This is a genomic window from Streptomyces sp. NPDC014894, assembly GCF_043080985.1.
In the GTDB taxonomy this organism is placed as follows: domain Bacteria; phylum Actinomycetota; class Actinomycetes; order Streptomycetales; family Streptomycetaceae; genus Streptomyces.
In genome coordinates, this window is record NZ_JBIBWD010000006.1 from 309,304 (window position 1) to 323,237 (window position 13,934).

12 protein-coding genes are annotated in these 13,934 nt (G+C 72.3%); 1 reads left to right on the forward strand and 11 read right to left on the reverse strand.

Going from position 1 to position 13,934, the window contains the following annotated elements:
* Positions 1-29 precede the first annotated feature (29 nt).
* The 6 genes from ACF089_RS17175 to ACF089_RS17200 all read right to left on the reverse strand — a co-directional run bounded on the left by ACF089_RS17175 (position 30) and on the right by ACF089_RS17200 (position 7,529).
* Positions 30-443 (reverse strand): NTP pyrophosphohydrolase, encoded by a 414-nt coding sequence (locus tag ACF089_RS17175; protein ID WP_392026847.1) that lies wholly within the window; start codon positions 441-443, stop codon positions 30-32.
* A 77-nt stretch (positions 444-520) separates the two neighbouring features.
* Entirely contained in the window at positions 521-2,650 is a 2,130-nt protein-coding gene (locus ACF089_RS17180; RefSeq protein WP_392026849.1) for a 3-hydroxyacyl-CoA dehydrogenase NAD-binding domain-containing protein, read from the reverse strand.
* Positions 2,647-3,867, reverse strand: a complete 1,221-nt coding sequence (locus tag ACF089_RS17185) for a thiolase family protein (RefSeq protein ID WP_392026851.1) — start codon at positions 3,865-3,867, stop codon at positions 2,647-2,649. The genes ACF089_RS17180 and ACF089_RS17185 overlap by 4 nt, the downstream gene beginning before the upstream one ends.
* A 623-nt stretch (positions 3,868-4,490) precedes the next feature.
* Positions 4,491-5,774, reverse strand: coding sequence for a ribonuclease D (locus ACF089_RS17190; protein ID WP_392026853.1), 1,284 nt, complete (start codon positions 5,772-5,774; stop codon positions 4,491-4,493).
* A 76-nt stretch (positions 5,775-5,850) separates the two neighbouring features.
* Positions 5,851-6,516 carry a LuxR C-terminal-related transcriptional regulator gene (locus ACF089_RS17195; protein ID WP_392026855.1) on the reverse strand — a complete coding sequence of 222 codons (666 nt, stop codon included), beginning with the start codon at positions 6,514-6,516 and terminating at the stop codon, positions 5,851-5,853.
* A 341-nt stretch (positions 6,517-6,857) separates the two neighbouring features.
* Positions 6,858-7,529 (reverse strand): DUF3000 domain-containing protein, encoded by a 672-nt coding sequence (locus ACF089_RS17200; protein ID WP_392026857.1) that lies wholly within the window; start codon positions 7,527-7,529, stop codon positions 6,858-6,860.
* 90 nt (positions 7,530-7,619) lie between these two features.
* Between ACF089_RS17200 and hemE the strand changes: the two genes are divergently transcribed.
* Entirely contained in the window at positions 7,620-8,696 is a 1,077-nt protein-coding gene (gene hemE, locus ACF089_RS17205) for a uroporphyrinogen decarboxylase (RefSeq protein ID WP_392026858.1), read from the forward strand.
* A gap of 217 nt (positions 8,697-8,913) precedes the next feature.
* Here the strand turns inward: hemE and ACF089_RS17210 are convergent, their stop codons facing one another.
* The 5 genes from ACF089_RS17210 to ACF089_RS17230 all read right to left on the reverse strand — a co-directional run bounded on the left by ACF089_RS17210 (position 8,914) and on the right by ACF089_RS17230 (position 13,922).
* Positions 8,914-10,248 (reverse strand): MFS transporter, encoded by a 1,335-nt coding sequence (locus ACF089_RS17210; protein WP_392026860.1) that lies wholly within the window; start codon positions 10,246-10,248, stop codon positions 8,914-8,916.
* Between the two features lie 61 nt (positions 10,249-10,309).
* Positions 10,310-10,834 carry a hypothetical protein gene (locus ACF089_RS17215; protein WP_392026862.1) on the reverse strand — a complete coding sequence of 175 codons (525 nt, stop codon included), beginning with the start codon at positions 10,832-10,834 and terminating at the stop codon, positions 10,310-10,312.
* 19 nt (positions 10,835-10,853) lie between these two features.
* Positions 10,854-12,092: a hypothetical protein gene (locus ACF089_RS17220; protein WP_392026864.1), complete on the reverse strand. Its 1,239-nt coding sequence runs from the start codon at positions 12,090-12,092 to the stop codon at positions 10,854-10,856.
* 121 nt (positions 12,093-12,213) lie between these two features.
* Positions 12,214-12,369: a hypothetical protein gene (locus ACF089_RS17225; RefSeq protein ID WP_392026866.1), complete on the reverse strand. Its 156-nt coding sequence runs from the start codon at positions 12,367-12,369 to the stop codon at positions 12,214-12,216.
* Positions 12,370-12,542: 173 nt separating this feature from the next.
* Complete coding sequence (locus tag ACF089_RS17230; RefSeq protein ID WP_392026867.1) at positions 12,543-13,922, reverse strand: FAD-dependent oxidoreductase; 1,380 nt, start codon at positions 13,920-13,922, stop codon at positions 12,543-12,545.
* Positions 13,923-13,934 lie beyond the last annotated feature (12 nt).

Below are 13,934 nucleotides of genomic sequence, written 5' to 3' on the forward strand. Positions count from 1 at the left end.
AGGGGCCCCGGAGCGGCTCCCCGGGGGCGTCAGGGCCCCTGGGGAGGCTCCGGGGCCCCCGGGCCGTACACCGTGCGCGGACCGGCCGTCCGGGCGCCCGCCGCGACGACCCTGCGGCGCAGCTCGCGGTCGGCCGTGACCACCAGACACGGCCGGCCCGCCGCCCCGGCCGCCAACTCCGCGATCAGATCGTCCCCGCTGCCCGCGGCCTCCTCGACCCGCACCCCCGGCACCGGGGCGAGACCGCGCGCCGCGCCCTCCACCACCAGCACCACGTCCAGCGGCCCGGGAGCCCCCTCGACGCCCTCGGCCGCGTACCGCGCCAGCCGGTCCCTCAGCCGTCCGGCGGCCCCGCGCCGGTCGCGCCACCAGCCGTCGGGCACGGAGCCGACGACATTCGCGCCGTCGACGATCAGCAGGGTGGTCCGCGGCTCTTCCGTCATCGGCGGCGAGCCTACCCGCGGACGCGGGACGGGGCCGTACGGGAACATCCCGTACGGCCCCGTCCGCGGATCCGCCGTTACGCGGGAACGCTCGCCGCGCCCGGCGCGAGGAACCGCTTGCCGTTCACCCGCTCGGAGACGCCCTCCCGGTCCAGGTACGGAGTGATTCCGCCCAGGTGGAAGGGCCAGCCCGCGCCCGTGATCAGACAGAGGTCAATGTCCTGGGCCTCGGCCACGACGCCCTCGTCGAGCATCAGACCGATCTCCTGGGCCACCGCGTCCAGGACGCGCGCCCGGGTCGCCTCCTCGGTCAGGACCGTGTCGCCCTGCCGGAGCAGGGCGGCGACCTCCGGGTCCAGCTCCGGCCTGCCGGAGTCGTACACGTAGAAGCCGCGCTTGCCCGCCGCGACGACCGCCGCCAGATTCGGGGAGACGGTGAAACGGTCCGGGAAGGACCGGTTGAGGGTCTCCGAGACATGGAGGCCGATGGCGGGGCCGACCAGCTCCAGCAGCACCAGGGGCGACATCGGCAGGCCCAGCGGCTCCACCGCCCGCTCGGCGACCTCGACCGGGGTGCCCTCGTCGATGACGTTCTGGATCTCGCCCATGAAACGGGTCAGGATCCGGTTCACCACGAACGCCGGGGCGTCCTTGACCAGCACGGCGGTCTTCCGCAGCTTCTTCGCCACCCCGAACGCGGTGGCGAGCGAGGCGTCGTCCGTGCGCTCGCCGCGGACGATCTCCAGCAGCGGCAGCACGGCCACCGGGTTGAAGAAGTGGAAGCCCACGACGCGCTCGGGGTGCTTCAGCTGCGACGCCATCTCGGTGACCGACAGCGAGGAGGTGTTGGTGGCGAGGATGGCGTGCGCCGGGGCGACGGCCTCCACCTCCGCGAACACCTTCTGCTTGACGCCCATCTCCTCGAAGACGGCCTCGATCACGAAGTCGGCGTCCGAGAAGCCCTCCGCCTTGTCCAGCACCCCGGTCACCAGGGCCTTGAGGCGATTGGCCTTGTCCTGGTGGATCCGGCCCTTGCCGAGCAGCTTGTCGATCTCGGCGTGGACATAGCCCACGCCCTTGTCGACGCGCTCCTGATCGATGTCGGTGAGCACCACCGGCACCTCCAGCCGGCGCAGGAACAGCAGCGCCAGCTGCGAGGCCATCAGACCGGCGCCCACGACGCCGACCTTGGTGACGGGACGGGCCAGATTCCGGTCCGGGGCCCCGGCCGGGCGCTTGGCCCGCTTCTGCACCAGATTGAAGGCGTAGATGCCGCTGCGCAGCTCCCCGCCCATGATCAGATCGGCGAGCGCCCGGTCCTCCGCGTCGAAACCGGCCTGGAGGTCGCCGTCCTTGGCGGCCTCGATGATCTCCAGCGCGCGGTAGGCGGCCGGGGCCGCGCCGTGCACCTTGGAGTCGGCGACGGACCGGCCCCGCGCCACGGCCGCGTCCCAGGCGTCGCCGCGGTCGACCGTGGTGCGCTCGACCGCCGTCTCGCCGTTGAGCACCGACGCGGTCCACACCAGGGACCGCTCCAGGAAGTCCGCGCCGTCGAAGACCGCGTCGGCGATCCCCAGCTCGAACACCTGGGCGCCCTTGAGCTGGCGGTTCTGATTGAGCGAGTTCTCGATGATGACCGTGACCGCGCGGTCCGCGCCGATCAGATTCGGCAGCAGCGCGCAGCCGCCCCAGCCGGGGACCAGCCCGAGGAAGACCTCGGGCAGCGAGAACGCGGGGACGGCCCGGGAGACCGTACGGTACGAGCAGTGCAGCCCGGCCTCGACGCCGCCGCCCATCGCCGCGCCGTTGTAGTACGCGAACGTCGGCACGGCGAGCCCGGACAGCCGCTTGAACACCTCGTGACCGCCCCGGCCGATGGCGAGGGCCTGGTCATGGGTGCGCAGCAGCTCGACGCCCTTGAGGTCGGCGCCGACGGCGAAGATGAACGGCTTGCCGGTGAGACCGACGCCGGTGATCGCGCCCTCCGCGGCCTCCCGCTCGACCTGGTCGATCGCCGCGTCCAGATTCGCCAGCGACTGCGGTCCGAAGGTGGTCGGCTTGGTGTGGTCCAGGCCGTTGTCCAGGGTGATCAGCGCGAATCGGCCGGCCCCGGCGGGGAGGTCGAGATGGCGTACGTGCGCGCTGGTGACGACCTCGTCGGGGAACAGCCGCGCCGCGCCCTGGAGGAGTTCGGTGGTGGTGCTCACTTGGCGCCTCCGGCGAAGTGCGGGTTCTCCCAGATGACCGACGCGCCCATGCCGAAGCCGACGCACATGGTGGTCAGGCCGTAACGGACCTGAGGCTGCTCCTCGAACTGACGGGCCAGCTGAGTCATCAGCCGTACGCCGGAGGAGGCCAGCGGGTGGCCGAACGCGATGGCCCCGCCGTACTGGTTGACGCGGGCGTCGTCGTCGGCGATGCCGTAGTGCTCCAGGAAGGCCAGCACCTGGACGGCGAAGGCCTCGTTGATCTCGAACAGACCGATGTCGCCGATGGACAGCCCGGCCTTGGCGAGGGCCTTCTCGGTGGCCGGGATGGGGCCGTAGCCCATCACCTCCGGCTCGACCCCGGTGTACGCGAAGGAGACCAGCCGCATCCGCACCGGCAGGCCCGCCTCGCGGGCGAACTCCTCGGAGGCGATCAGGGAGGCCGTGGCGCCGTCGTTCAGACCGGCGGCGTTGCCCGCGGTGACCCGGCCGTGCGGGCGGAACGGCGTCTTCAGGCCCGCGAGGTTCTCCAGCGTGGTGCCCGGGCGCATGGGCTCGTCCTCGGTGGCGAGCCCCCAGCCCGTCTCCCCGCCCTCGGGCGTGGTGCGGCGCACCGAGATCGGGACCAGGTCCTGCTGGATCTTGCCGTCGGCGTACGCCTTGGCGGCCTTCTCCTGGGAGCGGACCGCGTACTCGTCGGCGCGCCGCTTGGTGATGGACGGGTAGCGGTCGTGCAGATTCTCCGCCGTCATCCCCATGAACAGGGCGGACTCGTCCACCAGCTTCTCGCTGACGAACCGCGGGTTCGGGTCGACGCCCTCGCCCATCGGATGGCGGCCCATGTGCTCCACGCCGCCGGCGACGACCACGTCGTACGCGCCGAACGCGATCGACCCGGCGGTCGCGGTCACCGCGGTCATCGCGCCCGCGCACATCCGGTCGATCGAGTAGCCCGGCACGGACTGCGGCAGCCCGGCGAGGATCCCGGCGGTCCGTCCGAGGGTCAGCCCCTGGTCGCCGATCTGCGTCGTCGCGGCGATCGCGACCTCGTCGATCAAAGCCGGATCGAGGCCGGGATTGCGGCGCAGCAGCTCCCGCACGGCCTTCACGACGAGATCGTCGGCCCGGGTCTCGTGGTAGATGCCCTTCGGACCCGCCTTGCCGAACGGGGTGCGGACGCCGTCGACGAAGACGACGTCCCTGACGGTACGAGGCACGATGGCTCTCCTCCAGGGTGCAGGGTGGCACTGCCGCGGGGCACGCCCATGAGCGCGCGCTTGCTGCCCCTCATGCTACTTGCGAGTAACCATCGTGCACAGCCCCGCGCCGGGGAGCGGTGAAGGTCACACCGGGGCGCGCGCCGTCCGCCCGTGGTGCGGGTCCGTCCTCGATCGCCGGACGGGCTGGGTTGTGACTTTCAGCCTCTCCGGCGTTTGAGGAGCGGGGTTCGGGGCGGAGCCCCGACGGGGGCTCGGCCGTAGGGCGGGTCGTTCGGCTCGGGTGCCCGGGGTGCGGGTCCGTTCTCAATCGCCGGACGGGCTGGGTTGTCGTTTGCGGCGCGGGCCGGGTTGTGATTCTCAGCCCCTCCGGCGTTTGAGGAGCGGGGTTCGGGGCGGAGTCCCGAGCGGGTCGTTCGGTTCGGGTGCCCGGGGTGCGGGTTCGTCCTCGATCGCCGGGCGGGCTGGGTTGTCGTTTGCGGGGCGGGCTGGGTTGTGATTCTCAGCCTCTCCGGCGTTTGAGGAGCGGGGCTCGGCCGCTGGGAGGGGCGTTCGGTTCGGGTGTCGGGGTGCGGGGCCGTCGTCGATCGACGGGCGGGCCGGAGTGGGGCTGGCGGGGGGCGTCAGGGGGTGGCGGAGAGGGCTTGGGAGAGGAGGGGGGCGACGAGGTCGATCTGCCAGCGGCGCGCCCCCAGCGCGCCCAGCACCGCCCCCACACCCGCCACCGACCGATCCGCCGGCGGCTCCCAGCACACCCGCCGCACCGTGTCCGGCGTCATCAGATTCTCCTGCGGCAGATTCAACTCCTCCGCCAGCGCGGACACCGCCGTCCGCGCCGCCGACAGCCTCGCCGCGGCGACCGGATCCTTGTCCGCCCACGCCCTCGGCGGCGGCGGACCGTTCAGCGGCTGACCCGGCTGCGGCAGCTCCGCGTCGGGCAGCGCCCGCGCCCGGTCCACCGCCGCCTGCCACTGCTCCAGCTGCCGCCGCCCCGCCCGGTGCCCGAAGCCGGGCAGCGCGGTCAGCGCGTGCACATTCAGCGGAAGCGCGAGCGCGGCCTCGATGATCGCGCCGTCGCTCAGCACCTTCCCCGGGGAGACGTCGCGCCGCTGCGCGACCTTGTCCCGGGCGTTCCACAGCTCCCGTACGACGGCCATCTGCCGCCGCCGGCGCACCTTGTGCATACCGGAGGTCCGCCGCCACGGGTCCTTGCGCGGGGGCGCGGGGGGCGCGGCGACGATCGCCTCGAACTCCTGGTGCGCCCACTCCAGCTTCCCCTGCCGGTCCAGCTCCTTCTCCAGCGCGTCCCGGAGATCGACCAGCAGCTCCACGTCGAGCGCGGCGTAGCGCAGCCACGGCTCCGGGAGCGGGCGGGTGGACCAGTCTACGGCGGAGTGGCCCTTCTCCAGGGCGTAGCCGAGGACCGACTCGACCATGGCGCCGAGTCCGACCCGGGGGAATCCGGCGAGCCGTCCGGCCAGCTCGGTGTCGAAGAGGCTGGTGGGCACCATGCCTATTTCCCGCAGGCAGGGCAGGTCCTGGGTGGCCGCGTGGAGGATCCACTCGGCGTCGGCGAGGGCCTCGCCGAGCTCGGAGAGGTCGGGGCAGCCCACGGGGTCGATCAGGGCGCTGCCCGCGCCCTCGCGGCGCAGCTGGACGAGGTAGGCGCGCTGGCCGTAGCGGTAGCCGGAGGCGCGCTCGGCGTCCACGGCGACCGGGCCGGTGCCCGCCGCGAAGGCGGCGATCACTTCAGCCAGCCCTTCGGCGTCGGCGACCACCGGGGGGATGCCCTCGCGCGGTTCCAACAGCGGGGTGGGAGCCTCTTCGGCTGCGACGCCGTCGTCCGGGGGAGCGCCCCCGGCGGTTCGCAGTGCGGTCTCTGCTGCGGTGTCTTGGGCGTCGGTCACGTGTCAAGGGTATCCGTGAACGGAGCGCGCCTGTCGACGGAAACGTTCCGTCGACAGGCGCGCGGTGGGGATACGGTCAGTGGATGATGCCGGTGCGCAGGGCCACGGCGACCATTCCGGCCCGGTCGCCGGTGCCGAGCTTGCGCGCGATCCGGGCGAGATGGCTCTTCACGGTCAGTGCCGAGAGCCCCATGGAGACGCCGATCGCCTTGTTCGACTGGCCCTCCGCCACCAGTCGCAGCACCTCCACCTCTCGGCCGGACAGCTCTCGGTAGCCGCCCGGGTGGCTCGGGGCGCCCGGGGGGCGGCGGTGGCCGAGACGTGCCGCCGCGGCGCCGATGGGGGCGGCGCCGGGGCGGGTGGGGTGTCCGATGTTGGTACGGGTTCCGGTCACGACATAGCCCTTGACGCCGCCCGCGAGTGCGTTGCGTACGGCGCCGATGTCATCGGCCGCGGAGAGGGCGAGGCCGTTGGGCCACCCCGCGGCACGGGTTTCGGACAGCAGGGTCAGTCCGGAACCGTCGGGCAGGTGGACGTCGGCGACACAGATGTCGCGCGGATTGCCGACCCGGGGGCGGGCCTCCGCGATCGACGACGCCTCGATCACGTCGCGCACTCCGAGGGCCCACAGATGGCGGGTGACCGTGGAGCGGACGCGTGGGTCGGCCACGACGACCATGGCCGTCGGCTTGTTCGGGCGGTAGGTGACCAGGCTTGCGGGCTGCTCGAGAAGAACGGACACCAGGCCTCCTGGGGAAGGTGCGGGACGGGCCGGCTCGGGGATGCGGCCGGGGCGAACCGATCAGTTAGGGTCACTGACCTCTTCGGCACCAAACCTGATCGCCTTTAGAGAAAGATCACGATTTAGTGAGTGACAATTGGTGCAATTCGGACGAATGATCGATCATCTTGTGATCAATCTGACGCAGCGTTACCGATGAGGCCGTACGGGAGCGCCGCGGCGAACGGGAGAACGGGCGGCCCGGAGGCGCGCGCGAGGGAGCTGGGGAGGTGCGGGGGCGTGGGGGGAGCGGGCTCGCGCACAGTCTCCCCGGGCCCGGGGACCCGCGGAGCCCGCCCGCCTCACCGGTGCTGCGGCCCCCGGCGCTGCGGCAGCGACACCACACCCGCCCCCGGGTCCGCCGCACCGGCCGGCGCCGGCGGCAGCCCCGCGATCTGGCAGAGCAGATCGCACCAGGCCACCAGGTGCGCGGCGGTGTCCGGGACCCCGCCCGGGCCCTCCTTCGGCGTCCAGGACGCCCGGATCTCGATCTGGGTCGCCGGCCGCCGCTCGGCAAGTCCACCGAAATAGTGAGACCCCGCGCGGGTGACGGTCCCGCTCGGCTCCCCGTAGGACAGCCCCCGCGCCTCCAGCGCGCCCGTCAGCCAGGACCAGGACACCTCCGGCAGCAGCGGGTCGGCCGCCATCTCCGGCTCCAGCTCCGCGCGCACCAGCGTCACCAGCCGGAAGGTGCCCTGCCAGGCCTCGTGCCCGTCCGGGTCGTGCAGGAGCACCAGCCGGCCGTCGGCGAGATCCTCCTCGCCGTCGACGACGGCCGCCTCCAGCGCGTACGCGTGCGGCGCGAGGCGCTGCGGCGGGCGCGCCGGATCCACCTCGATCCCGGGGCGCAGCCGAGCCGCCCCCAGTGCGTCGACCGCGAGCCGGAACGCCCGGGGGACGCCATCGCTCTCCGTGCCGTCCTTGTCGTCGGCGCCGTTGGAATGATCGGAAAAATGTCCCTGAGCCGCAGCCATGCGGGGAAGAGTAGGCGGAATGGGCCCCTCGCGCAGGGAAGGACACCCGGGGGCGCGGGCACTTCCTTTGTCCGTGCGAAGATTTGGGGCGTGAGCGCCAACGACCGCCCCTCGGGCCGCCCCACGGGCCAGCAGCCAAAGCCGTACGACTCCGCCTTCCTCAAGGCGTGCAGGCGTGAGCCCGTGCCGCACACCCCGGTCTGGTTCATGCGCCAGGCGGGCCGTTCGCTCCCCGAGTACCTCAAGGTCCGCGAGGGCACCGCGATGCTGGAGTCGTGCATGCGGCCGGAGCTGGTCAAGGAGATCACGCTCCAGCCCGTGCGGCGGCACAAGGTCGACGCGGCGATCTACTTCAGCGACATCGTGGTGCCGCTGAAGGCCATCGGCGTCGACCTCGACATCAAGCCCGGCGTCGGACCGGTCGTCGCCGAGCCGATCCGCACCCGCGCGGACCTCGCCCGGCTGCGGGACCTCACCCCCGAGGACGTCTGGTACGTCACCGAGGCGATCGGGCTGCTCACCGACGAGCTGGGCGCCACCCCGCTGATCGGATTCGCGGGCGCGCCCTTCACCCTCGCCAGCTATCTCGTGGAGGGCGGCCCCTCGCGCAACCACGAGCACACCAAGGCGCTGATGTACGGCGACCCGCAGCTGTGGGCGGATCTGCTGGACCGGCTCGCCGAGATCACCTCGGCCTTCCTCCGGGTGCAGATCGAGGCCGGCGCGAGCGCCGTACAGCTCTTCGACTCCTGGGTCGGCGCGCTCTCCCCGGCGGACTACCGCCGCTCGGTGATGCCCGCCTCCGCGAAGGTCTTCTCGTCGGTGGCCTCCTACGGAGTGCCCCGGATCCACTTCGGCGTCGGTACGGGAGAGCTGCTCGGGCTCCTCGGCGAGGCCGGCGCGGACGTCGTCGGCGTCGACTGGCGGGTGCCGCTGGACGAGGCCGCGCGCCGGGTGGGCCCGGGCAAGGCGCTCCAGGGCAATCTCGACCCGGCGGTGCTCTTCGCGGGACCCGAGGCGATCGAGGCGAAGACCGCCGAGGTCCTGGCCGCCGCGGAGGGCCTGGAGGGACATGTGTTCAATCTGGGCCACGGGGTGCTGCCGACCACCGACCCGGACACGCTGACCCGTCTGGTCGCCTCCGTCCACGAGCGCACGGCCCGCTAGATCCTTTCCCAAGGCGCGGGCTCGCGCCGGACCCCGCCTGGCCCGGCGGGATCCGGCGCTGTCCGGCCCGGGCTGTCCGTTGGCCGGGCCGGAGGTCGATGGCGGACTGTGGTTCCGCGGTCTCGCTGCCTCTCGGTCTTGCGGTCTCTCGGTCTCGCTGTGACGGTCCCGGCCCGTCGCCGCCCCCGGTCGTACGGGAGAGGGCGCGGGCCGTCGCTCAGCCCGCCCGGCGGTCGGGCAGCGGCTCGTCCGCCGCCGCCGGAGCCCGCGCGGGCGACAGGGGCGGAGACGGGGGCTGGGGCAGCGCCGCCGCCAGCGCGGAGACCGGCAGCAGCGCCAGCACCAGCAGCCCGCCGCAGAGCGCCAGCACGGGATAGCCGCTCACGGCGACCACCAGCCCCGAGGCCAGACCGCCGGCGGCCCCCGCGACCGAGATCCCGACGTCCACCAGCCCCTGCGCCGAGGCCCTCCCCTCGGCCGGGAGCGCGTCGGTGATCATCGCCGTACCCGCGACGAATCCCAGATTCCAGCCCACGCCCAGCAGGACGAGCGCCGCCGCCAGCGCGAGGGCGGAGTCGCCCGGCGCGAACGAGGCGAGCATCCCCGCGGCGAAGAGGGTGAGGGCCGCCAGGGCCGCGGTGAACAGCCTGCCGACCCGGTCGGCGAGCGCCCCGGAGAGCGGCGACGACAGATACATCGCCCCCAGATGCACCCCGATGACCAGCCCGGCGGTCCCGGTGCTGTGCCCGTGCCCGGTCATGTGCACCGGCGTCATCGTCATGATCCCGATCATCACCAGCTGGCTGAGGACCATGACCGTGGTGCCGATGAACAGCCCCCGCCGGTCGGCGGACGCGGTTCCGGTCGCCGCCGGGCGACCGGAACCCGCCGCCTGCCCGAGATCCGCCGCGGCCGCCGGGCGTGACAGCAGCAGCGGGTCGGGCCGCAGAAAGACCGCCACGACCAGCGCGGCGGCCGCGAACGCCGCCAGGGCCAGCAGAAACGGCCCCGCCAGACGGTCGATGCCCCAGGACTCGGCCAGATCGCCGGAGACCCCGGCCAGGGCGGGCCCGGCGATCGCCCCGGCGGCGGTGGCGAACAGCACGGTGCTCACGGCGCGGGCCCGGCGCGCGGGCGAGGCGAGATCGGCGCCCGCGTACCGGGCGAGCATGATGGACGCCGTCCCCGCGCCGTAGGCCAGCAGCCCCAGGAAGAGCAGGGCGACGCTGTCGAACGCGGTCGCCGCGACCACGCCCAGACTGCCGAGGGCCCCGGCCCCGTACCCCAGGGCGAGTCCCGGCCGGCGGCCCCAGCGGCGGCAGGCCCGGCCGATGGTCACCGCGCCGCCCGCGGCCCCCGCGGCGAACAGCGCGCTGGGCACCCCGGCCAGACCGGTCGCGCCGAGCATCTCCTCGGCGAGCAGCGCGCCGATGGTGATGCCGGCGGCCAGCGCCGCGCCGCTGAGCATCTGGGCCACCACCAGCACGGTGAGGATCCGCCGCTGCGCGGGGTGTTCCGGCTCCGTCGCCGTCTCCGGTGTCGGGGGCTTCATCCAGTTCGCTCCTCGCCGTCGCCGCGGTACGGGTTCCGGCGGCCCGCCCGCCGGTCGCCGGTCAGCCCATGTCCGCCGGCTGGAGACGGGAGATCTCCGCCAGTGTCATGTCCATGCGCTCATGCAGGAAGCGAACAATAGTCCAGTGCGGCAGCGCGCCCTCGTCGAAGGGGCCGAACTCCCGGCAGTACAGCGGAATCCAGCGCAGCGCCTCCTCGATCGACCGCTCCCGGCCCGGCTCCTGCTGATACGCGGCATAGCCGATGCTCCGGTGCTGGATGAAGAACCCGCCCGGCAGCCGCTCCTCGCACAGCGCCCGGTACTCCCGGGTCTGCAGGATGAGATAGTGCCAGATTTCGTCGATGTGCTGTTCCACCGGAAGGAACAGACCGCCGAGCTGTGTGGGATGACGCGAGATCAGATAGAGATAGCGAAGGCATTCGGTGACCTGGCGGCTGACATCCTCGGGAGTGTCCTCGGTCTCCTTGACGAAATACTCGACGACTTCGGCGTGAAGCTCTTCCCCGAGCAATTCCCTGAGATCGCCGGGCGAAATCAGCTGCTGCGGCTGCTGCTCAGTCTTCATGGTGCTCCAGACACGGGTCTCAGCTCTCGGTCACAAGCCAGGTGTGCTTTCCGGAGGCCCCGACGGGGATATGCGTGCGGTACTCGGTCTCGCACGGCAGTCCGGTCAGTTCGCCGATGAGTTTGGCCGTCGCCTCGCTCTCGGACAGCGCCAGTGGGCGCCGGTCGAAGGTCGTGTACAGCAGCCGGACGCCCTCCTGCCCCGAGGCGTGCAGCTGGTAGAGGAACACATCCGGCGAGCCGGCCGTCACACAGCCGTCCACATCGCCCTGCGCGACCGGGCCGTTCGGCGTCGGGAGGAGTTCCTTCACCCGGCCGCAGAACCGCGAGACCCTCGTCGGGTCGGCGCTGCCGTCGACGGTGCGCACACAGTCGCCGGAGCGGTAGCGGATCAGCGGCATGTGCGGATTGCGCACACTGGTCACGATGAGGTGGTGGATCCCGCTGCCGGGGGCGACGGGGATCAGCTCCAGGCTCATCCGGTCCAGATACGGGTGGTACCGGCCGCCGCGGTCGCTGTAGTACAGATACCCCAGCTCGGTGCTGCCGAAGAGATCCACCACCGGGCAGCCGAGATGCCGCTCCAGATACTCGCGGACATTGGCCGGGGTGTACTCGTAGGCGGTGATGACACTCGCCGGGGGCGGGAAATCGTCCCAAAGGCCCCAGGCGAGGGCTTTGCGCACCAGATGCGCCAGGTGGTATCCGGAGCAGTCGAGGTGGTACCAGCCCAGCGGATGGGCGTTTCGCTCCGCCCGGATCTCCCCGAGCATCCGCTCGACGTCCGCGCGGTCCCACAGCGCCGGGTCGAGCCGCAGATTGAGATAGACGGTCCGCTCGTCCAGCCGGCGGTCGCCGAGGGCGGGGACGGCCTCCGGGGCCCCGTCCCGCTTCTTCGCGTTGACCCGGGCCACGTGCTCGGTGGCCAGCACGGTCGTCAGCGAGATGCGGCGACAGCCCTGGTGCCAGGTCTCCGCGATGTCGGGGTGCTCGCTCCACAGCCGGTAGTAGGACTTCAGCAGAAAGTACGGCGGCCGGATGATCTGCATACGCGCGTGGTTCGTGCCGGTGGAGAGCACGAACTCCGCCTCGCCCGCCTCCAGCGCCCTCGCGAGCCGGGGCGTCATCCAGTTCTCCGGAAATCCACGGGCGATTTCCGGCTTCTCCAGAATGGGGAAGTACCCCTGCTCGACCGACGTCCGATAGATGGGGATGTCCCGGATCTGATCGATGATGTCGGAATGGGGCTGGCCGTCCACGATTGACCTTCAATCCACGGTTGAATCGGCTGTGCAGCGGATGAATCAGACGGGCGAGGAGTTCCCGCAGCGGCCGGGCGGTATCCGTGAAAACCACCCGGCCGGCCTTCCGGTCAGCCGGTCAGGAGATACAGCCGGCCTTGGGCGTGGCACTGATACAGCCCGTCTTGGGTGTGGCGCTGATACAGCCGGACTTGGCGGCGGCATCTGCCGAGTTGGCGGAGTTCCAGGCCCGCCAGACGTCGTCCTGGGCCATCTTCTTGATGAGCTGTTCCATATCGGACCTCCGCTAATCCGGGTCTGCGGCGGTGGCCGCACTTCCGTTTACTGGAAGTTAGGAGTATCGCTTGCTCATGTCAATGGATTCTCGAATGAGAGAACGTTCATGAAAATGACCGCCCGGCGGTATAGCCCCGCCGGGCGGTCCGAAATATCCGTACAAGCCAGAAGTCAGCCCGCGGCCCGTACCGCCGCCACCGCCTTGCGCGCGGCCACCAGCACCGGGTCCCAGACGGGGGAGAACGGCGGCGCGTACCCCAGGTCCAGCGCCGTCATCGCCTCCACCGTCATCCCCGCCGTCAGCGCCACCGCCGCGACGTCCACCCGCTTCGCCGCGCCCTCCCGGCCCACGATCTGCACGCCGAGCAGCCGCCCCGTGCCGCGCTCCGCGAGCATCTTCACCGTCATCGGCGCGGCGTCCGGGTAATAGCCCGCCCGGCTCGTGGACTCCACCGTGACCGTGACGTACCGCAGCCCCACCTCGGCCGCGTCCTTCTCCCGCAGCCCGGTGCGGGCGATCTCCAGCTCGCACACCTTGCTGACCGCCGTGCCCACCACCCCCGGGAAGGTGCCGTAGCCGCCGCCGACGTTCGCCCCGATGACCTGGCCGTGCTTGTTCGCGTGCGTACCCAGCGGAATGTGCCGCTCCCGGCCCGAGACCAGATCCAGCACCTCCACACAGTCCCCGCCCGCCCAGATGTTCTCGTGGCCGCGCACCCGCATCGCGAGATCCGTCAGCAGCCCGCCGTGCGCCCCCAGCGGCAGCCCCGCCTCCCGCGCCAGCCGCGTCTCCGGCTCGACGCCCATCCCGAGGACCACCACATCCGCCGGATACTCGTCCTCCCGCGTCACCACCGCCCGCACCCGGCCGTCCTCGCCCGTGCGGACCTCGGTGACCTCGGCCCCGTTCACCGTGGTGATGCCCAGACCGTCCATCGCCGAGTGCACCAGCCGGCCCATGTCCGGATCGAGCGTCGCCATCGGCTGCTCACCCCGGTTGAGCACCGTCACCGCGAAACCCCGGTTCAGCAGCGCCTCGGCCATCTCCACGCCGATGTACCCGGCGCCGACCACCACCGCGCGCCCGCCGTCCGCGACGCCCGCGAGCGTGTCCAGCAGCGCCTGCCCGTCGTCCAGGGTCTGCACACCGTGCACCCCCGGCGCGTCGATCCCCGGCAGCCGGGGCCGCACCGGCCGCGCGCCGGTCGCCACGACCAGCTTGTCGTAGCCCGTCCACGCCTCGGCGCCGCTCTCCAGATCACGGGAGCGCACCCGGCCGCCCCCGACGTCGATCTCCACGACCTCGGTGCGCGTCCGCAGCTCGATCGCCCGCTCCCGGTGCTCGGCGGGCGTACGCGCGATCAGCTCGTCCCGCCCGCCGACCTGACCGCCCACCCAGTACGGAATCCCGCACGCCGAGTACGAGCTGAAGTGGCCGCGCTCGAACGCGACGATCTCCAGCTCGTCCGGCCCCTGGAACCTGCGTGCCTGCGAGGCGGCGGACATGCCCGCCGCGTCGCCCCCGATGACCACCAGTCGTTCAGCTGACATGGGGTCCACGCT

Coding starts and splice junctions, on each gene's coding strand:
- ACF089_RS17175 (WP_392026847.1), bottom strand. CDS start 443: ATGACGGAAGAGCCGCGGACCACCCTGCTGATCGTCGACGGCGCGAAT.
- ACF089_RS17200 (WP_392026857.1), bottom strand. CDS start 7,529: ATGGCTGCGGCTCAGGGACATTTTTCCGATCATTCCAACGGCGCCGAC.
- ACF089_RS17210 (WP_392026860.1), bottom strand. CDS start 10,248: ATGAAGCCCCCGACACCGGAGACGGCGACGGAGCCGGAACACCCCGCG.
- ACF089_RS17215 (WP_392026862.1), bottom strand. CDS start 10,834: ATGAAGACTGAGCAGCAGCCGCAGCAGCTGATTTCGCCCGGCGATCTC.
- ACF089_RS17225 (WP_392026866.1), bottom strand. CDS start 12,369: ATGGAACAGCTCATCAAGAAGATGGCCCAGGACGACGTCTGGCGGGCC.
- ACF089_RS17230 (WP_392026867.1), bottom strand. CDS start 13,922: ATGTCAGCTGAACGACTGGTGGTCATCGGGGGCGACGCGGCGGGCATG.